Origin of the sequence: Providencia sp. M-27 (genome assembly GCF_011077905.1) — a bacterium.
GTDB lineage: Bacteria > Pseudomonadota > Gammaproteobacteria > Enterobacterales > Enterobacteriaceae > Providencia > Providencia huaxiensis.
Genome location: NZ_JAALBT010000007.1, coordinates 93,177 through 113,791 on the forward strand (window position 1 = coordinate 93,177; position 20,615 = coordinate 113,791).

17 protein-coding genes are annotated in these 20,615 nt (G+C 40.9%); 13 read left to right on the forward strand and 4 right to left on the reverse strand.

Translation table 11 applies throughout. From position 1 onward, the window contains the following. The first annotated feature begins 236 nt into the window (after window positions 1-236). Both tal and mog read left to right on the forward strand, forming a co-directional pair. Window positions 237-1,190 (forward strand): transaldolase, encoded by a 954-nt coding sequence (gene tal, locus G6Q48_RS11850; protein WP_166266638.1) that lies wholly within the window; start codon window positions 237-239, stop codon window positions 1,188-1,190. 190 nt (window positions 1,191-1,380) lie between these two features. Continuing rightward, entirely contained in the window at window positions 1,381-1,962 is a 582-nt protein-coding gene (gene mog / locus G6Q48_RS11855; RefSeq protein WP_102138975.1) for a molybdopterin adenylyltransferase, read from the forward strand. A 79-nt stretch (window positions 1,963-2,041) separates the two neighbouring features. Here mog and satP read toward each other — a convergent pair whose 3' ends face one another. Continuing rightward, entirely contained in the window at window positions 2,042-2,608 is a 567-nt protein-coding gene (gene satP, locus G6Q48_RS11860) for an acetate uptake transporter (protein WP_166266640.1), read from the reverse strand. A gap of 335 nt (window positions 2,609-2,943) precedes the next feature. Here satP and dnaK point away from each other — a divergent pair, with 335 nt between their 5' ends. Beyond that, the gene (dnaK, locus tag G6Q48_RS11865; RefSeq protein ID WP_102138976.1) at window positions 2,944-4,854 is read left to right on the forward strand and encodes a molecular chaperone DnaK; all 1,911 of its coding nucleotides are present in this window, start codon (window positions 2,944-2,946) and stop codon (window positions 4,852-4,854) included. 110 nt (window positions 4,855-4,964) lie between these two features. Then, entirely contained in the window at window positions 4,965-6,098 is a 1,134-nt protein-coding gene (gene dnaJ / locus G6Q48_RS11870) for a molecular chaperone DnaJ (RefSeq protein ID WP_102138977.1), read from the forward strand. Between the two features lie 67 nt (window positions 6,099-6,165). Here the strand turns inward: dnaJ and G6Q48_RS11875 are convergent, their stop codons facing one another. Then, the gene (locus G6Q48_RS11875; RefSeq protein WP_166266642.1) at window positions 6,166-7,566 is read right to left on the reverse strand and encodes an amidohydrolase; all 1,401 of its coding nucleotides are present in this window, start codon (window positions 7,564-7,566) and stop codon (window positions 6,166-6,168) included. A 114-nt stretch (window positions 7,567-7,680) separates the two neighbouring features. After that, entirely contained in the window at window positions 7,681-8,529 is an 849-nt protein-coding gene (locus G6Q48_RS11880; RefSeq protein ID WP_102138979.1) for an EamA family transporter, read from the reverse strand. Window positions 8,530-8,917: 388 nt separating this feature from the next. Between G6Q48_RS11880 and nhaA the strand changes: the two genes are divergently transcribed. Both nhaA and nhaR read left to right on the forward strand, forming a co-directional pair. Continuing rightward, window positions 8,918-10,093, forward strand: a complete 1,176-nt coding sequence (nhaA, locus tag G6Q48_RS11885) for a Na+/H+ antiporter NhaA (RefSeq protein ID WP_102138980.1) — start codon at window positions 8,918-8,920, stop codon at window positions 10,091-10,093. A gap of 194 nt (window positions 10,094-10,287) precedes the next feature. Next, the gene (gene nhaR / locus G6Q48_RS11890; protein WP_102138981.1) at window positions 10,288-11,211 is read left to right on the forward strand and encodes a transcriptional activator NhaR; all 924 of its coding nucleotides are present in this window, start codon (window positions 10,288-10,290) and stop codon (window positions 11,209-11,211) included. A 53-nt stretch (window positions 11,212-11,264) separates the two neighbouring features. Here nhaR and rpsT read toward each other — a convergent pair whose 3' ends face one another. Continuing rightward, window positions 11,265-11,525, reverse strand: coding sequence for a 30S ribosomal protein S20 (rpsT, locus tag G6Q48_RS11895; RefSeq protein WP_004914688.1), 261 nt, complete (start codon window positions 11,523-11,525; stop codon window positions 11,265-11,267). A gap of 587 nt (window positions 11,526-12,112) precedes the next feature. Between rpsT and ribF the strand changes: the two genes are divergently transcribed. The 7 genes from ribF to carA all read left to right on the forward strand — a co-directional run bounded on the left by ribF (window position 12,113) and on the right by carA (window position 20,601). Further along, on the forward strand, window positions 12,113-13,051 hold the full coding sequence (gene ribF, locus G6Q48_RS11900; RefSeq protein ID WP_102138982.1) for a bifunctional riboflavin kinase/FAD synthetase: 939 nt from the start codon (window positions 12,113-12,115) through the stop codon (window positions 13,049-13,051). A 28-nt stretch (window positions 13,052-13,079) separates the two neighbouring features. Further along, a complete protein-coding gene (ileS, locus tag G6Q48_RS11905; RefSeq protein WP_102138983.1) occupies window positions 13,080-15,890 on the forward strand; it encodes an isoleucine--tRNA ligase in 2,811 nt (936 codons plus the stop codon). After that, on the forward strand, window positions 15,890-16,393 hold the full coding sequence (gene lspA, locus G6Q48_RS11910) for a signal peptidase II (RefSeq protein ID WP_102138984.1): 504 nt from the start codon (window positions 15,890-15,892) through the stop codon (window positions 16,391-16,393). Before ileS ends, lspA begins: the two co-directional genes overlap by 1 nt. Before the next feature lie 82 nt (window positions 16,394-16,475). After that, the gene (gene fkpB, locus G6Q48_RS11915) at window positions 16,476-16,946 is read left to right on the forward strand and encodes an FKBP-type peptidyl-prolyl cis-trans isomerase (protein ID WP_166266644.1); all 471 of its coding nucleotides are present in this window, start codon (window positions 16,476-16,478) and stop codon (window positions 16,944-16,946) included. Next, window positions 16,927-17,880, forward strand: a complete 954-nt coding sequence (ispH, locus tag G6Q48_RS11920) for a 4-hydroxy-3-methylbut-2-enyl diphosphate reductase (RefSeq protein ID WP_166266646.1) — start codon at window positions 16,927-16,929, stop codon at window positions 17,878-17,880. Before fkpB ends, ispH begins: the two co-directional genes overlap by 20 nt. A gap of 289 nt (window positions 17,881-18,169) precedes the next feature. Continuing rightward, a complete protein-coding gene (dapB, locus tag G6Q48_RS11925) occupies window positions 18,170-18,991 on the forward strand; it encodes a 4-hydroxy-tetrahydrodipicolinate reductase (protein ID WP_166266648.1) in 822 nt (273 codons plus the stop codon). A gap of 446 nt (window positions 18,992-19,437) precedes the next feature. Then, the gene (gene carA, locus G6Q48_RS11930; protein ID WP_166266657.1) at window positions 19,438-20,601 is read left to right on the forward strand and encodes a glutamine-hydrolyzing carbamoyl-phosphate synthase small subunit; all 1,164 of its coding nucleotides are present in this window, start codon (window positions 19,438-19,440) and stop codon (window positions 20,599-20,601) included. Window positions 20,602-20,615: the final 14 nt, after the last annotated feature.

The following is a 20,615-nucleotide window of genomic DNA, read 5'->3' on the forward strand; positions in this document are numbered from 1 at the left end:
TCTTCCTAATTGGGTAATTGATACGATAAGCCAAACCAATATTATTCTTTATTACAATAAGGGCGCAGTATAACTTGCTAAAAGGATTCAGTTTCTAATTGGCTAGCGAAACCGATTGCCAATCAAATAGTTGCTTTTGACTAGATTTACTTGCTTGCAGCAATATGGATGCATGATATTATCTGTAGACGGTGCGGCGATAGCCACAATTCCTTTATAACAACGAGATTAAAGAAATGACCGATAAACTAACCTCACTACGTAGTCTGACAACCGTTGTTGCTGATACTGGCGACATCGAAGCGATGAAGCTTTATAAACCACAAGACGCGACCACAAATCCATCGCTGATCTTAAATGCTGCACAAATTCCTGAGTACCGTAAATTAATTGATGAAGCGGTAGAATGGGCACGTAAGCAAAGCAGTGATCGTGAGCAACAAATTGTTGATGCTTGTGACAAACTGGCTGTTAATATCGGTCTGGAAATTCTGAAATTAGTTCCGGGTCGTATTTCTACTGAAGTTGATGCGCGCCTTTCTTATGATGAAGAAGCTTGTATTACTAAAGCACGTCACTTAATTAAAATGTATAACGATGCAGGCATCAGTAATGACCGTATTCTGATTAAACTAGCTTCGACTTGGCAGGGTATCCGTGCTGCAGAGAAACTGGAAAAAGAAGGCATTAACTGTAACCTGACCTTATTATTCTCTTTTGCTCAAGCACGCGCTTGTGCGGAAGCAGGTGTATACCTGATTTCTCCATTTGTGGGCCGTATCCTTGACTGGTACAAAGCGAATACAGATAAAAAAGAATTCGCACCACATGAAGATCCAGGTGTAGTTTCTGTTACTGAAATCTACAATTACTACAAAGCTCACGGTTATAAAACTGTGGTTATGGGCGCAAGCTTCCGTAACGTGGGTGAAATCATTGAGTTAGCAGGTTGTGACCGCTTAACTATCTCCCCAGGCTTATTGAAAGAACTGTCTGAGTCACAAGGTGAATTAGTCCGTAAACTGACTGATACAGGTAAAACTCAAGAGCCAGGCGCTAAGTTAACTGAAGCTGAGTTCTACTGGCAGCACAACCAAGATCCAATGGCGGTTGATAAACTGTCTGACGGTATCCGTAAGTTTGCAGTAGACCAAGAAAAACTGGAAAAAATGATTGCAGATTTACTGTAGTTTATTTCGTTTTTTCTTAAAACCCAGCCAGTTGGTTGGGTTTTTTTATACCTATTTTTCATTGAGTTAGTTCTCAATTTCAAGATATAAAATTGAGGTCGCTGTATGCAAAAGCGCATCATGCTATGATAATGCTCCTGTTTATCCATTAGTAGACAGTTTCTGAATTGATCAATTTTTTGAGGTTTGTATGAATGAATTGCGCATAGGTCTGGTTTCTGTTTCTGATCGTGCTTCGAGTGGTATTTATGAAGACAAAGGTATTCCAGCACTAGAAGAGTGGTTAGCAAAAACGCTGACAACCCCTTTTCGTATCGAAACTCGCCTGATCCCTGATGAGCAAATCATGATAGAGCAAACATTATGTGAGCTGGTGGATGAATTTGCTTGCCATTTAGTCCTCACTACTGGTGGCACAGGGCCCGCTCGTCGCGATGTCACGCCTGATGCAACCCTTGCGATTGCTGACCGCGAGATGCCGGGTTTTGGTGAGCAAATGCGCCAAATTAGCCTGAAATTCGTCCCTACTGCGATACTATCACGTCAAGTGGGGGTAATACGTAACCAAGCTCTGATTTTAAATTTACCTGGACAGCCTAAAGCGATTGCGGAAACTCTGGAAGGTTTAAAAGACAAAGAAGGGAATGTGGTAGTTTCTGGTATTTTTGCCAGTGTTCCTTATTGCATTCAATTACTTGATGGCCCCTATGTAGAAACAGACCCTACAATAGTGAAAGCGTTCAGGCCTAAATCGGCTATTCGCTCTGAGTAGTCTTTTAATGTAATCAGGTGAGACTTAACTCACCTGATTAATAATATTTAATGCATAAAATCACATACGTTAGTTAAATTTAACCACGCTGGCCAATCGGTAATACTGTTTTGCCATATTGCTCATTTAATATTTCCGCAACTGCTAAATAAAATGCGCTAGCACCACAGATAATTCCTTCAAAACCTGCAAATTTTAGTAATGCTGCATTTCCTGTAATATTACCGATTGCTAATAAAGCGAATAATATAGTTAAGCTACCGAAGACAAATTGCAAAACAAAATTAGCTTTGAACGTTCCTAAAAACATGAAAAAGGTAAAAATTCCCCAAATAGCGAGGAAAACACCTAAAAATTCAGGTGAAGTTGCTTCGGCTAATCCCATTGATGGTAAAAATAATAAACCCACTAATGCAATCCAAAACATACCGTAAGAGGTAAATGCAGTTGCACCGAATGTGTTGCCTTTTTTGTATTCAATCAGACCCGCAATAAATTGAGCAATACCACCATAAAAAATGCCCATACTTAAAATAACGGATGAAAGAGGGAAAAAACCTGCGTTATGAATATTCAGCAGGATGGTTGTCATACCAAAGCCTAGTAAACCAAGTGGGCCTGGATTTGCAAGAGAGCTAGACTGCATATAACCTCTGGTAAAATATAAATAATTCAAATAGATAAGAAACAAAAAGTTTTGCCAAAGTGACATCGGCGGCGCATCATACGCAGTTTTAATTGTTTAAACAATGATCACAAGACAGGTTTTTTTGCAATAAATGCAAATTTTTTTGATTCTCCCCCTTGATGAATGAATTTGTGACCCCATCTTAAAAGCATCAACTGATATCAATCCAAATTATTGCGTATTGAAAAATAATTTAGGCTCTGAGTGAAAACTCCCTTGAAAATGAAATATTGAGCCTCATATAGATTGATATCGAAATCATAGTGAAAAGAATTCCTTTGGAGGCGTTTTAGATGGGTAAAATCATTGGTATCGACTTGGGTACAACTAACTCATGCGTTGCAATTATGGATGGTACTACAGCTCGTGTTCTGGAGAACAGCGAAGGTGATAGAACGACTCCTTCCATCATTGCGTACACTCAAGATGGTGAAATTTTAGTTGGTCAGCCAGCAAAACGTCAGGCTGTGACTAACCCAGAAAATACTTTATTTGCAATCAAACGTTTGATTGGTCGTCGTTTCCAAGACGAAGAAGTTCAGCGCGACGTTTCTATCATGCCATATAAAATCATTGCGGCTGATAACGGCGATGCTTGGTTAGATGTGAAAGGCCAAAAAATGGCTCCACCACAAGTTTCAGCTGAAGTTCTGAAAAAAATGAAGAAAACAGCAGAAGACTATTTAGGTGAGCCAGTAACAGAAGCGGTTATTACTGTTCCTGCTTACTTTAACGATGCTCAGCGTCAAGCAACTAAAGATGCTGGCCGTATCGCGGGTCTAGAAGTAAAACGTATTATTAACGAACCAACAGCTGCGGCATTAGCATATGGTTTAGACCGAGAAATTGGTAACCGTACTATCGCGGTATATGACTTAGGTGGTGGTACCTTTGACTTATCAATCATCGAAATCGATGAAGTTGATGGCGAAAAAACCTATGAAGTTCTGGCTACCAATGGTGACACACACTTAGGTGGTGAAGACTTTGATACACGTTTAATTAACTATTTAGTTGAAGAATTTAAGAAAGAACAAGGTGTTGACCTGCGTAACGACCCGTTAGCAATGCAACGTCTGAAAGAAGCTGCAGAAAAAGCGAAAATTGAGCTGTCTTCTGCACAACAAACAGATGTTAACCTGCCGTATATTACAGCAGATGCAACAGGTCCTAAACACATGAATATCAAAGTGACTCGTGCGAAATTAGAGTCACTGGTAGAAGATTTAGTTAAGCGTTCTATGGAGCCAGTTAAAGTTGCTCTGCAAGACGCAGGCTTAAGCGTGAGCGAAATCAACGACGTTATCTTAGTTGGTGGCCAAACACGTATGCCAATGGTTCAAAAAGTTGTTGCTGATTTCTTTGGTAAAGAGCCACGTAAAGATGTGAACCCAGATGAAGCAGTTGCAATGGGTGCAGCAGTTCAAGGTGGTGTTTTAGCCGGTGATGTTAAAGACGTTCTGTTACTTGATGTAACTCCTCTGTCTTTAGGTATCGAAACGATGGGTGGCGTGATGACTTCGTTAATCTCGAAGAACACCACTATCCCAACTAAACATAGCCAAGTGTTCTCAACAGCGGAAGATAACCAAGCAGCGGTAACTATCCATGTTCTGCAAGGTGAGCGTAAACGTGCAAGTGATAACAAATCACTGGGTCAGTTTAACTTAGACGGTATTCAAGCTGCTCCACGTGGTATGCCACAAATCGAAGTGACTTTTGATATCGATGCTGATGGTATCTTGCATGTGTCTGCTAAAGATAAAAATAGTGGACGTGAGCAAAACATCACCATTAAGGCTTCTTCAGGCCTGAATGATGAGGAAATCGAAAAAATGGTACGTGACGCAGAAGCAAACGCTGAAGCTGACCGTAAATTTGAAGAGCTAGTTCAGGTTCGTAACCAAGCTGACCAATTAGTTCACGGTACTCGTAAACAAATCGAAGAAGCCGGTGATAAATTACCAGCTGAAGATAAAGCGAATATCGAAAAAGCAACTTCTGAATTAGAAGTGGCATCAAAAGGTGAAGATAAAGCGGATATCGAAGCGAAAATCCAAGCTTTAGTCACTGCATCTGCAAAACTGTTGGAAATCGCACAGCAACAAGCTCAAGCGGGCGGTGCAGCTGGCGCAGAAGCGAAGAAAGATGATGACGTTGTTGACGCTGAATTCGAAGAAGTTAACGACAAAGATAAAAAATAATGCCCTTAGCGGGCGCAGTAGCTGTAGCAAATGATAGTTAATGGTTACTGATACCGGATACGGGCGTCGAGGGAACTCTACGCCCGTTCCGCATGTTAAGGGTAAATTAAATGGCCAAAAGAGATTTTTATGAGGTATTAGGCCTCGAGAGAAATGCTTCTGAGAAAGATATTAAGCGTGCTTATAAGCGTTTAGCGATGAAGCACCACCCTGACCGTAATCAGGGAGATAAAGAGTCAGAAGATAAATTTAAAGAAATTAAAGAAGCTTACGAAGTACTTTCTGACGAGCAAAAACGTGCTGCTTATGACCAATATGGTCATGCTGCGTTTGAGCAAGGCGGAATGGGGGGCGGTGGCTTCGGTGGTGGTGCTGACTTCAGTGATATCTTTGGTGACGTCTTCGGTGATATTTTTGGCGGTGGCCGTAGACAGCAGCGCCCAAGCCGTGGTTCTGACCTACAGTACAACATGGAACTGACTCTCGAAGAGGCTGTCCGTGGAGTGACCAAAGAAATCCGTATTCCGACCTTGGAAACCTGTGACGTCTGTCATGGTAATGGTGCGAAGCCTGGGACGAGTGCAGATACGTGCTCTACCTGTCACGGTATGGGCCAAGTCCATATGCGCCAAGGCTTTTTCTCTGTACAACAACCTTGTCCAACGTGTCATGGTCGCGGTAAAGTTATCAAAGATCCATGCAACAAATGTCATGGTCATGGCCGTGTTGAAAGATATAAAACCCTGTCAGTCAAAATTCCTGCAGGGGTAGATACAGGTGACCGTGTTCGTTTATCAGGAGAAGGTGAGGCCGGAGAAAACGGAGCACCAGCAGGCGATTTATTCGTTCAGGTTCATGTATTACCTCATAACATTTTTGAGCGTGATGGTAATAACCTGCATTGTGAGGTTCCGATTAACTTTGCTGATGCAGCATTGGGGGGCGAAATTGAAGTGCCAACCCTTGATGGCCGTGTGAAACTGAAAATCCCAGCAGAAACTCAAACCGGTAAAATTTTCCGCATGAAAGGAAAAGGTGTGAAATCGGTACGTGGTGGTTTGCAAGGTGACTTAATGTGCCACATTGTTGTTGAAACCCCTGTAAAACTGAATGAAAAACAGAAAGAGTTACTCAAAGAATTTGGTGAGTCACTAGGTGGAAAGAGTGGTGAGAAGAATAGCCCGCGCTCTAAAAGCTTTTTAGATGGCGTGAAAAAATTCTTTGATGATTTAACTAATAAATAATTAGTTAATAATTGGTAATGTTAGAATGGCTGACTGAGCATATTGCCAAGTCAGCCATTTTTTTATCTTATTTTACGACTTCACCACTCGCAACTACGGTTTCGCGGACTTTGTTAGCAAAATCTTGAGCTTCTTTAATAATGGTGCCTTCATCTGCGGTCAGCAGCTGGCGGTCTTGCATCAATACCTTGCCATCAACAATAGTATGGCGAACATTAGCTCCATTTGCACCATAGACTAATGCGGCATAGGGGCTATACATAGGAACCATGTTTGGTGATTTAGTATCAATAACAATGATGTCAGCTAATTTCCCTGCTTCGAGAGAGCCTAATTTGTCTTCCATGTGTAACACGCGTGCAGAACCCATGGTTGCCATATTGACAACCGTGATCGGTGGCATTGCGGCTCTATCTTTATTGGCTAGTTTGTGAATTTTACCCACTAAGTTTAGCTCATTTAACGTCGTTAATGTATTACTCGACATCGGGCCATCCGTTCCTAAACCAACACGAATACCTTTTTCAAGCATGGTTGTGACCGGGGCGACCCCTTTAGCAGATTTCGTGTTTGCGCTGATATTATGTGCGACACCAACATCATACTGTTTGAGGAGATCCATATCTTTTTCATCAACCATAATGGCGTGAGCTGCAATAACTTTATTATTCAGTGCTCCAATATCAGCCATATATTGTACAGGGCTTTTCCCTCCCGTACGTTTGGCTATTTCTTCTTGCTCACGATCAGTTTCAGCCAGGTGGATCATCACTGGCACATTAAGTTCTTGAGACAATTTTGCGATTTTCTGTAAATGCTCTGTGGTATTGGTATAAGGTGCATGAGGCGCAAAAGCGGGTGTGATACGAGGGTGATCTTTGTATTGGTTGATAAAATTCACTGCATAATTGATACCTTCATCTGCATTTTTTGCATCAGCGACAGGAAATTGAATGACTGATTCCCCAAGGACAGCCCTCAATCCAATTTTATCAACGGTTTTAGCCACTTCATCTTCAAAATAATACATATCAACGTAAGTTGTGACACCACCTTTAATCATTTCAATATTAGCAAGGTTTGCTCCAACTCGTACCATTTCACGGGAGACCATTTTGTTTTCTAATGGGAAGATATAACGGTGTAAACGGTCTGGTACATCATCGGCCAAAGAACGGAACACGGTCATAGATGCATGTGTGTGAGTGTTAATTAACCCAGGCATGACAATGTCGCCATCAACCTTCAGGATATTAGGTGCTTGATAACTTTGAGCTAGTTCAGGGCCACCAACGGCAATGATTTTATTGTCTTTGATGACAACAGTACCATGGTCAATAATTTGTTTCTGGGCATCCATTGTTAAGATGGTTCCATCGACAATAATGATGTCAGCAGATGTAGCTGCAAAGCTAGAAAAAGAAGCACTAATAATGGAAACAGCCAGTAAAGATTTTAAAAACGACATTTTGGCCTCATATCTGGTGAGAAAATATAAAAATTATGAGTAAAAAATATTAATACTATTTCTGATAAAATTAAGTTTGCTGCTTACTGATTGAATATTCAAATAATAATTTTATTAATGACTTAATTTTGCTAATAAAATACCAAAAACAATAACGACACAGGCAACGACTCGCATTACGTTGAATTTTTCTTTGAGAAAGGCAATGGATAGGAACATGGCGAAAAGTACACTAGTTTCTCTAATCGCTGCGACCATGACAATTGGCGCTTGGCTCATCGCCCATATAGCAATGCCATAGCTAATGAGCTGCATTAGCCCACCTAGTAACCCTGAACGCCAGTATTGTTGAATTCCAACAATGAAGGTACCTCGGTATTTGATAAAACCGGGTATAGCTAACACCATTCCGTTCAATAAAAATAGCCAAAGTGTATATGTCACGGGATCTTCACTTGCTCTGGCTCCATAACCATCAGATAAGGTATAACAGGCAGTAAAGAAGGCAGTTGATATGGCAAAAGCTAGAGCTTTCCCATTGATATTTAATGTGAACTTTTTCCCAGCAAAGGCAATGAGCACGACACCACTAATAATAAATAAAACACCAATAAGACCCATCAATGGAATTAATTCATTAAATAGCAACACACCTAGTAGTGCCGTTATTAATGGGGCGGACCCGCGTGATATTGGATAAATCTGGCTTAAGTCACCGTGTGTATAAGCCTGACTTAAAAAATAGGTGTATCCAATATGAAAAAGTACGGATAGGGCTAACCAATGAATAGCTTCTGGTGACGGTAGGCCAAACCAAAATATTGCGGGTACCGCTAAGACGCCAGAAAAAACAGAAATCATGACTAGACCGAAAAAACGGTCATTGCCAAATTTAACTATGGCGTTCCAGCTTGCATGGCAGAAAGCTGCAAACAGCACAGAAAGTAATACGTAAGTTGTCATTGTTAAATTGTAATCATTAGTATTTTATTAGCAATCCAAACACATTTTTTTGCGAAGCGCTTGGCAGATATCTTGTGGATAGTCTTCCATATTTAAAATTTTTACGAAAGGTATCGAAGAAAGAAATATATGTTTTTTGCCTGCGAAGATAAAAAGTGTAGATTTTTGATACCAAAAAAATTGAATTTATAAAGTCCGTTTATCACAAAATTTATTATTTGTTTTTATAAAAATTGTCTATAGTAAAATTAACGTTTTTTTCTCATTTGCCGTGATCTCTAACCTAAATTGATCGGTAATTTCGAGTGTTAAGTGATAAATAAACGATTTTTTACGAATTAATAATTAGCATAGTATTAACATTCAAAAAAACATTGAGGTTAAATATATGACAGCAATTATTCGTAAATTTTTAAGGTTAGAAGCAGCAGGGGGCTTACTTCTGATTATTGCTGCCATAGTCGCTTTAGTGATGGCAAATTCGCCATTGCAGGGGGCTTATCAGCAATTTTTAGATATCCCTATATCAATTAAAATATCAGAATTTGGTTTAGATAAACCTTTGATATTATGGGTTAATGACTTCTTAATGGCGATTTTCTTTTTGGTGGTTGGCCTTGAAGTAAAACGTGAATTATTGGAAGGATCCCTCGCAGGACGTGACAAAGCGATATTTCCAGCAATTGCGGCACTAGGTGGAATGATTGCTCCTGCATTAATTTATTTATTATTTAATGGTGGAGATGCAGTTACCCAGCAAGGTTGGGCAATACCTGCCGCTACAGACATTGCTTTCGCGTTAGGTGTGATGGCGTTACTAGGTAAGCGAGTACCCACAGAGCTAAAAGTGTTCTTATTGGCATTGGCTATCATTGATGATTTAGGCGTTATCGTAATTATTGCATTTTTCTATACCAGCTCAGTTTCTTTGGTTGCATTGGGGTTATCAGCACTGTGTATTGCGATCCTTTGTATGATGAATTGGCGTAGAGTAGAGAATACAGCCGCTTACTTAGTTATTGGGTTAATATTGTGGGTGTGTATTTTGAAATCTGGCGTTCATGCCACATTAGCTGGGGTAATTGTCGGCTTCTTGATCCCTTTACGTGGTACTAACCAGACTAAGCCTTCAGAAGAATTGGAGCACGTCTTACATCCATGGGTTGTTTACTTAATTCTACCTATTTTTGCATTTGCTAATTCAGGTGTGCAACTTCAAGGTGTGACTTTTGACGGTTTATTAAGCCCACTGCCATTAGGGGTAGCCGCTGGCTTGATCTTAGGTAAGCCTATTGGGATTTTTCTGTTTAGTTGGGTTTCGGTAAAACTTGGGTTTGCAAAATTACCGGAGTCGATTAACTTAAAACAAGTATTTGCAGTTTCTGTACTGTGTGGGATCGGTTTTACTATGTCTATTTTTATCACTGGCCTCGCATTTGATGGGCTTGATGAGGTGTATAGTACCTATTCACGCCTAGGTATTTTGATTGGTTCGACGTTAGCCGCGTTTTTAGGGTATTTTATGTTAAGAGTAGTGTTACCGAAACAAAAAGAACCAATCTAATACAAGCTTATTGTGTAGTTTTGCAAATTATTAGTAAGAATTTCCGAACTAATAATCTATGATATACCGTAGTGTGTTTATTAATACACTACGGTATTCATTTTAAAGGCCCTGAAAATATAGGGTACAGGTAAATGTGTATGGTCAATAGTAGTTACCATAACTAGACTAGCGACGGTACAAAAGGAATCGATATGCGGGTTTCACATCTTAATTTTAACCATCTTTACTACTTCTGGCATGTATGTAAAGAGGGCTCTGTTGTCGGAGCAGCAGAAGCGCTTTACCTGACTCCTCAGACAATTACAGGGCAAATAAAAGCACTAGAAGAGCGTTTAGGTGGCAAATTGTTTAAAAGGCAGGGGCGAGGTTTAGTGCCATCTGAGCTTGGACAATTAATTTTCCGCTATGCAGACAAAATGTTTATGCTTAGCCAAGAAATGCTTGATATTGTCAATTACAGCCGCGAATCTAACTTACTGTTTGATGTCGGGGTTGCGGATACGCTATCAAAACAGCTAGTAAGTAAAATATTAGAAACTACGGTTGTTGAGCATGAACAGATTCATTTACGTTGTTTTGAATCAACCCATGAATTGCTATTAGAACAGCTCAGCCAACATAAATTAGATATGATTTTATCTGACTGCCCAGTTGACTCATCGCAGCAGGAAGGCTTGTTTTCGGTGAAATTGGGCGAGTGTAATATGAGTTTCTTTTGCCGTCAGCCTATCCCTAAAAAGCCATTTCCTGAATGTTTAGAGGAACGTCGCTTATTGATCCCTGGTCGGCGATATTTGTTAGGTAGGCATATACTCGCTTGGATCCGCAATAAAAACTTGCAGGTTGAAGTATTAGGTGAATTCGATGATGCCGCACTTATGAAAGCATTCGGCATGCATTATAACGCAATTTTTGTTGCTCCTTCGCAATATACACCTGATCTTTTAGGTGGAGAAGATATTGTGGAGTTAGGGCGTTTAGAGAGCGTTAAAGAAGAATATTACGTTATTTTTGCAGAGAGAATGATCCAGCACCCAGCAGTACAACGAGTGTGTAATAAAGATTTTTCAGATTTATTTTCAGTTCCGCTTGATAGCCTAGATAAAAAACAATAATAAATAAAAAAACCGGCATAAGCCGGTTTTTTTAAGCTAATCAAGAAGCAAAATTACATTGCTTTGATTTGAGCAACTAAGTTAGCTTTATGACGTGCTGCTTTATTTTTGTGGATCAGGCCTTTAGTAGCATGGCGATCAACAATAGGTTGCATGTCATTGAATGCTTTCTGAGCAGCTTCTTTATCGCCTGCAGCGATAGCAAGGTAAACTTTCTTGATAAAAGTACGTACCATAGAGCGACGGCTAGCGTTATGCTGGCGACGTTTCTCTGACTGAACGGCACGTTTCTTAGCTGATTTGATATTAGCCAAGGTCCAACTCCCAAATGTATTCTATTGAGGACAATTCAAAGGTCGAGGAATATGCCCTTTCGCCCTTCATTTGTCAATGGATTTGTGCAAATAAACATCGTGTACTTCGATGTTCATGCGCTGTGAATGGTGCAAGATTCTATCAGCAAATATGAGAAGAATACAGATCTTCGCGTGAAAAAATGCGTAATTGATGGCAGAAATTTAAAAAGAACTAAGACGAAAAATAATTTTTAGCTTATCAATCAATGTCGAGTATGAAAATTAATCATGATATGGTTGTTTTTTGTTCTTTTTAACCGTTCGGTTATAACCATTGAAGTATAAAACATAAAAATATAATATTTTTAGAGACCTTGGAACAAATTTGTTGTATTGATAATCCATTGGTTACCCCAAAGTTTTTGATGTTCGAATGCAATAGCTCTGTTGGGGAGCGTAATAACCCACTAATTGCATAAAATAGTGGGGAATAAGTCGTGTAGAGATCAAAAAAATAGGGTTTAATGAAACCTTTTGCGAACTAAGGTTAACCTTATGCGTCGTACAAGGTATAATCCTGCAATTTCCTCGGTATTGAGCCTGTTATGGAGCTAATTCGCGGTATACAGAATATCCGGGCGTGCCATCATGGTTGCGTGCTGACTATCGGTAATTTTGATGGTGTCCATCGTGGGCATCAGGTTTTACTTCAAAATTTGAAACTTAAGGGGGCTCAGTTAGGGCTACCAACTGTTGTGATGATATTTGAGCCACAGCCCCTTGAATTTTTTATTGGTGACAAGGCGCCTGCGCGTTTGACACGCCTGCGAGACAAAGTTAAATATCTCGCAGATAGTGGTATCGATTACCTCTTATGTGTTGAATTTAACCAGCACTTTGCATCATTAACACCTGCTGAGTTTGTTTCTGACTTACTCGTCAATAAGCTTGGTGTAAAGTATCTCGCTATAGGTGATGATTTCCGCTTTGGGAAAAATCGCATGGGGGACTTTGCTTTTTTACAACAAGCGGGTGATGAATTTGGTTTTGAAGTTGCAGATACAGAAAGCTTCTGTGATTCAGGGCTACGTATCAGCAGTACAGCGATACGTAAGGCAATTCAAGAAAATAATCTTGAATTAGCTGAAAGCCTATTAGGGCACTCTTATCGTATTAGCGGGCGAGTGGTTCATGGTAATCAACTTGGCAGAACAATAGGTTTTCCGACAGCAAACCTACCGTTAAAACGTTTAGTCACACCCGTTACTGGTGTGTATGCTGTAGAAGTTTACGGTTTAGGTGATAAGCCTTTACCGGGTGTGGCAAATATTGGCACACGTCCGACTGTATCTGGAAAAGGAACACAGTTAGAAGTTCATCTGATTGATGCAAATATGGATTTATATGGGCGTCATATCGATGTAGTGTTACGTAAGAAATTACGTGATGAGCAGCGGTTTGCTTCGTTGGAAGCGCTTAAGGAGCAAATTGCTAATGATGTAATTGCAGCGAGAGAGTATCTTACTGCAATAGGAATCAGATAATTTAGCGGAAAATTGGAACTGAGAATCGATGAGTGACTATAAAAATACCCTGAATCTACCAGAAACAGGGTTCCCAATGCGTGGCGATCTCGCTAAACGCGAACCACAGATGTTAGAGCGCTGGTACAAAGAAGGTTTGTATCAGGCAATCCGTAAAGCAAAATCGGGCAAAAAAACCTTTATTCTGCACGATGGCCCTCCATATGCTAACGGCAGTATTCATATTGGTCACTCAGTTAACAAAATTCTCAAAGACATTATTATTAAGTCCAAAGGGTTGGCGGGCTATGACTCCCCATACATCCCAGGTTGGGACTGCCATGGATTACCGATTGAACACAAAGTTGAACAAATCGTCGGTAAGCCAGGGGAAAAAGTTTCCGCTGCTGAATTTCGTGCACAATGCCGTCAATACGCTAAAGAGCAAATTGAAGGCCAAAAAGCTGATTTCATGCGTCTAGGTGTATTAGGTGAGTGGGATAAACCTTATCTAACAATGGATTTTAAAACCGAAGCTCACATCATTCGAGCATTGGCGAAAACTATTGCAAACGGCCATTTAGTGAAAGGGGCAAAACCTGTTCACTGGTGTACTGCCTGTGGTTCTTCATTAGCAGAAGCTGAAGTTGAATATTATGATAAAACTTCACCATCTATCTATGTTCGCTTCCCAGCCGTAGATGGTAAAGCTGTGTGCGAAAAATTTGGCATTGTTAGCGAAAAAACACCTTCGTTAGTCATCTGGACAACAACGCCTTGGACTTTGCCTGCTAACCGTGCGATTTCTTTAAACCCTGAGTTTAAATATGATTTAATCGAAGTAAATGGTGAGTTACTCATTTTAGCTGCCGACCTTGTCGAAGTGGTGATGAAAACGGTAGGGGTTGAGGCATGGGCCGTTTTAGGTGAATGTGAAGGTTCTGCACTTGAGCTTTTACGTTTCCAGCATCCATTTATGGGCTTTGATGTGCCTGCAATTTTGGGTGACCACGTGACATTAGACGCCGGTACGGGGGCTGTTCATACTGCACCGGGCCATGGTCCTGAAGACTATGTTGTTGGCCAAAAATATGGTTTAGAAACAGCGAACCCTGTGGGCCCTGATGGCTGCTTCTTACCAAATACTTATCCAACATTAGATGGCGTATTTATTTTCAAAGCGAATGACCTTATCGTTGAATTATTGAACGAAAAAGGCGCGTTACTATACAAACAAGCGATTCAACACAGCTACCCATGCTGCTGGCGCCATAAGACTCCGGTTATCTTCCGTGCTACGCCACAGTGGTTTATCGGTATGGATAAAAACGGCTTACGTGAACAATCTCTGAAAGAAATTGATATTGTTCAATGGATCCCGGGTTGGGGGCGCGCACGTATTGAGTCAATGGTTGAAAACCGTCCAGACTGGTGTATTTCTCGTCAACGTACTTGGGGTACCCCAATGTCGTTATTTGTTCATAAAGACACTGAAGAACTGCACCCTCGTACATTAGAATTAATGGAAGAAGTGGCTAAGCGTGTTGAAGTGGATGGCATCCAAGCATGGTGGGATCTTGACCCTGCTGAGCTGTTGGGTGATGAAGCCGAAACATATCGTAAAGTACCTGACACCTTAGATGTATGGTTTGACTCTGGCTCAACGCACTTTGCGGTTGTGGATGCACGCCCTGAATTCCACGGTAATTCAGCGGATATGTACCTCGAAGGGTCGGACCAACACCGCGGCTGGTTTATGTCATCATTGATGTTATCAACAGCAATGAAAGGTAAAGCACCTTATCGCCAAGTATTGACACATGGCTTCACTGTTGATGGCCAAGGCCGCAAAATGTCTAAATCTTTAGGCAACACAGTGAGCCCTCAAGATGTCATGAATAAACTGGGTGCTGACATCTTACGTTTATGGGTTGCATCAACGGATTACACCGGTGAAATCGCAGTTTCAGATGAAATTTTAAAACGTGCAGCGGACTCATACCGCCGTATTCGTAATACCGCGCGTTTCTTACTGGCTAACCTGAGTGGCTTCAATCCTGAAACCGACATGGTGAAACCAGAAGATATGGTGGTTTTAGACCGCTGGGCGGTGAGCCGTGCTTTAGAAGCTCAGCAAGAGATTGCTAAAGCTTATGATGAATACGACTTCTTGTCTGTGATCCAGAGACTAATGCATTTCTGCTCCATTGAAATGGGGTCATTCTATCTGGATATCATCAAAGACCGTCAGTATACCGCGAAAAGTGATAGCTTAGCGCGTCGTAGCTGCCAAACTGCATTATTCCATATTGTTGAAGCGTTAGTGCGTTGGATGGCTCCAGTTCTGTCATTCACTTCTGATGAAATTTGGAATGAATTACCAGGAAAACGTGCTCAATTCGTTCTTACAGAAGAGTGGTATGACGGTTTATTTGGTTTAGATGAATCAAATGAAATGAACAACAGTTTCTGGACTGAGCTACTGGCTGTTCGTGGTGAAGTGAATAAGGTCTTAGAACAAGCGCGTACTGATAAACTCATCGGGGGCTCATTAGAAGCTGCTGTGACATTGTATGCCGATAAAGCTCTGGCCGAAAAACTGCAAAGCCTTGGTGATGAATTACGCTTTGTTTTACTGACATCACAAGCCCATGTCGCTGATATCGCAACAGCTCCTGCAGATGCGCAAGAAAGCGAATTAAAAGGTCTGAAAATTGCGTTCAGTAAAGCTGCGGGTGAAAAATGTCCTCGCTGCTGGCACTACGCAAGTGATATTGGCTCTTCGAGCGAGCAACCAGAAATTTGTGGTCGCTGTGTTACTAACGTAGCCGGTAACGGCGAAACGCGTAAGTTTGCTTAATGAAGACGCCAGTTTGTTCTACCGGTTTGCGTTGGTTATGGTTGACCATTGTGATCATCGTTGCGGATTTAGGCATTAAGCAGTTAGTGCTTAGTGACCTAAATTTGTACGAGCCACATCCGATAATGCCATTTTTCAACATAATGTACGCACAAAATTTTGGAGCGGCATTTAGTTTCTTGGCTGATGAAGGTGGCTGGCAACGTTGGTTCTTTGCAGGTATTGCAATTGGGATATCCATTATCCTAATGGTCATGATGTATCGTCAAAGCGCACAAAAACGCCTATCAAATATTGCTTATGCATTGATTATTGGTGGTGCTATCGGTAATTTAAGCGATCGTTTAGTTCATGGCTTTGTTATTGATTATCTTGATTTTTACGTTGGTAATTGGCATTGGCCAACATTCAACCTAGCAGATATGGCGATATGTATTGGTGCGGCCCTTGTCATTTTTGAAGGTTTCTTACCCGATAAATCAAAGCAAGAAAAAGCCAAATAACATAGTCGCGCACTAGGTTAGAATGTAATAACTCACAGCCCAGATTTTCTGGGCTGAATTTTATGATAAATAGGTTTGTTTTATGTCTACTCAAATACAGACGCAGAGCTCTGTTTTACTGCATTTCACATTGAAATTGGAAGATGGCTCTACGGCTGATTCTTCGCACGCACAAGGGAAGCCTGCGTTATTTGTTTTAGGGAACGACTCCTTATCGCCAGAACTGGAAGCCCAATTGATTGGCCTTAGTGAAGGTGAAAAGAAAAGTTTTTCACTGCCCGGAGACACGGTTTTTGGGAAACATAATCCTGACTTAGTTCAATATTTTTCATTGCGTGATTTTATAGAAACGGGCATCCCTGAAATTGGTACGATAATGCTATTCACAGCGATGAATGGCAGTGAAATGCCAGGTGTAGTAAAATCAATTGAAGGCGAGTCGATTACAATTGATTTTAATCACCCGCTCGCTGAGCAGCAAATTAGTTTTGATATCGAAGTGCTTGAAGTAGATCCGCAATTGGAGAATCACAATGCAAATATTAATGGCTAACCCTCGTGGGTTTTGTGCAGGCGTAGACCGCGCAATTAGCATCGTAGAAAGGGCATTAGAAATCTATGGCGCTCCAATTTACGTTCGTCACGAAGTGGTTCATAACCGTTATGTTGTTGATGATTTACGTCAACGCGGTGCTATCTTTATTGAGGAAATCTCCGAAGTCCCTGATGGGTCAATCTTGATTTTTTCTGCACACGGAGTTTCCCAAGCTATTCGTCAAGAAGCGCGCTCTCGCGATCTAACAATGTTATTTGATGCGACTTGTCCTTTAGTGACGAAAGTTCATATGGAAGTTGCACGAGCGAGCCGCAAAGGCAAAGAAGCCATTTTAATTGGCCACGCTGGGCACCCAGAAGTCGAAGGTACGATGGGGCAATATAGCAACCCTGAAGGTGGGATGTATCTTGTTGAAAGCCCAGAAGATGTTTGGAAACTGAAAGTGAAAGATGAAAATAATCTCTCTTTCATGACACAAACGACGCTTTCTGTTGATGATACTTCTGATGTCATTGATGCGCTGACATCTCGCTTTCCAAGTATCGTTGGGCCTCGTAAAGACGATATTTGTTATGCAACGACTAACCGCCAAGAAGCGGCGAGAGAGCTTGCAGAACGTGCTGACATTGTTTTAGTCGTCGGTTCTAAAAACTCATCGAACTCAAACCGTCTTGCGGAGTTAGCTTCGCGTATGCAAAAACCTGCCTATTTAATTGATGGTGTGGAAGATATTAAAACGGAATGGTTAGCGGATAAAAATATTATCGGCTTGACAGCAGGGGCATCTGCGCCAGACATTTTAGTTCGACAAGTTATTGATAGACTTAAAGAATTGGGAGCTGATTCTGTTGTTGAATTGCAAGGCCGTGAAGAAAATATCGTCTTCGAAGTTCCTAAAGAATTAAGGGTTGAAGTCAAAGAGATTAATTAATCATTTGATTTTAATTACGGAAACAGCCGCTTTATGATCCCGATCTCGCGGCTGTTTTAACCTTTCCATTCAAATAGTTCCTTTCGAATATCCTCTGAATTAAAACTTTTACTGATAATCCTTTCTCTCTCTACGCTTTTGTTAATAACGATACATTTTTGCTAGCAGAATATGGTCAGGATAGTTAATCTGTATCACAATCATTTCTAAACTGTGGGTAAAAATAGTCTTTTTATCCTAAGCAACAGTTCAAATTTATCTATTTGCATTAATTAAAAAAGGATAAACCATGGCGAATTCAGTGGTACGTGTTGCAGTCGTTGGTGCAGGTGGGCGTATGGGACGCCAGCTAATTCAAGCCGCGCAACAACAGGATGGCATTCAATTAGGTGCAGCGATTGAGCGTGAGGGCTCATCGCTTATCGGGACAGATGCAGGTGAGCTCGCTGGTATCGGTAAGTTAGGTATTTCCATTGTTGATTCGCTAAATCAGGTTGTTAATGATTTTGATGTTGTCATTGATTTCACTCGCCCAGAAGGGACTTTACACTACCTTGCATTTTGTAAAGCCAACCAAAAAGCGATGGTAATTGGAACGACAGGTTTTGATGAGCAAGGTAAGCAAGCCATCGCCGAAGCGGCGAAATCCATTCCTATTGTCTTTGCGGCAAATTTCAGTGTTGGTGTCAATGTGGTGCTGAAATTACTGGAAAAAGCAGCAAAAGTGATGGGAAATTACACTGATATTGAAATTGTTGAAGCACATCACCGCCATAAAGTGGATGCGCCATCAGGTACGGCTCTAGCTATGGGGGAGTCTATTGCTACTGCACTTGGGAAAGACTTAAAAGAGTGTGCGGTATATACCCGTGAAGGTTATACAGGGGAGAGAGAACCTGGAACCATTGGTTTTGCAACTATTCGTGCTGGGGATATTGTCGGTGAACATACCGCAATGTTTGCAGATATTGGTGAGCGAGTAGAAATTACCCATAAGGCCTCTAACCGTATGACCTTTGCAAATGGCGCCATCAGGGCATCTGATTGGGTTTGCGATAGAAATAGTGGGTTATATGATATGAAAGATGTATTAAATCTGGATGATTTATAGTTTTTTTTATTTTTATTTTCAATTATAAATTAGTTAGTTGTGATTTGTTATTGTATTTTTAATATCGATTTAAATTATTTCATTTTAAATCGATATTAATTCATGTTTTATGTGTTTTTCTCTTCTTTTTTGGTCGTTAATTATCCTTTTCTCCCTCTTCTAGCTGGGTTATTATCAATAAACTAGTTATCTTGCTTTGCAACCGTTTACTTATTCATTTTTACTATGGTTTATACTGCTCATCCAACTAAAAATGAGGTAGTTAAGTAAAAAAGTAAGATAAAAGTGAAAAAAATGCATTTTTTTCTAGACAAGACTCCATCTCATCATTAGAATGCGCGCAATTTGCCAAAAATTTGCTTAAAAACTCATTTTGGCATTGATTTAGATCGCAAAATCTGAATTAATATGCATAAAACGTGATTTATTATTCTCCGGAGGGTGTTTTGATTAAGTCAGCTATATTGGTTCTGGAAGACGGAACCCAATTCCACGGGCGTGCTATCGGTGCAGAAGGCGCTGCTGTTGGAGAAGTCGTTTTCAACACGTCGATGACCGGATATCAAGAAATAATTACAGACCCTTCCTATTCCCGCCAAATTGTTACTCTCACTTATCCCCATATTGGTAATGTCGGCACTAATGCTGATGACGAAGAATCTCCAAATGTTCATGCGCAAGGCTTAATCATTCGTGACTTACCATTGGTTTACAGTAACTTCCGCGGGCAAGAAGGGTTATCCGAATATCTAAAACGCCATAACGTCGTGGCGATTGCGGATATCGATACACGTAAATTGACACGTTTACTGAGAGAAAAAGGCGCACAAAACGGTTGTATCATTGCGGGTGATAACCCTGATGTTGCACTCGCATTGGAAAAAGCGCGTAGTTTTTCAGGTTTGAATGGGTTGGATTTGGCAAAAGAAGTCTGCACTAAAGAGATTTATAACTGGTCCCAAGGTTCATGGACGCTGGAAAATGGCCAGCAAGGCGCGAAAACCGCGGAAGAACTCCCTTTACATGTTGTCGCTTATGACTTCGGTGCGAAGCGTAATATCTTACGTATGTTAGTTGACCGCGGCTGTCGTTTAACGGTGGTGCCAGCAACAACATCCGCAGAAACCGTATTGGCGATGAACCCCGATGGTATTTTCTTATCGAATGGCCCTGGTGACCCGGCCCCTTGTGATTATGCAATCAAAGCAATTGAAACCTTTTTAACCACAGAAATCCCCGTATTTGGTATTTGTTTAGGTCACCAATTACTTGCTCTGGCTAGCGGAGCCAATACCATGAAAATGAAGTTTGGCCATCATGGTGCTAACCATCCTGTTAAAGATTTAGACAAAGATGTGGTGATGATCACGGCGCAAAACCATGGTTTTGCGGTTGATGAATCGACACTTCCCGACACACTGCGCGTGACTCACAAGTCACTGTTTGATGGAACATTGCAAGGTATTCACCGTACGGATAAACCTGCATTTAGTTTTCAAGGCCACCCAGAAGCAAGTTCAGGGCCACATGATGCGGCAAATTTATTCGACCATTTTATTGAGTTAATTAATGAATACCGTCAAAACACCCCTCGTCAAAACGCACAATAATCGGGAGCAAGAGA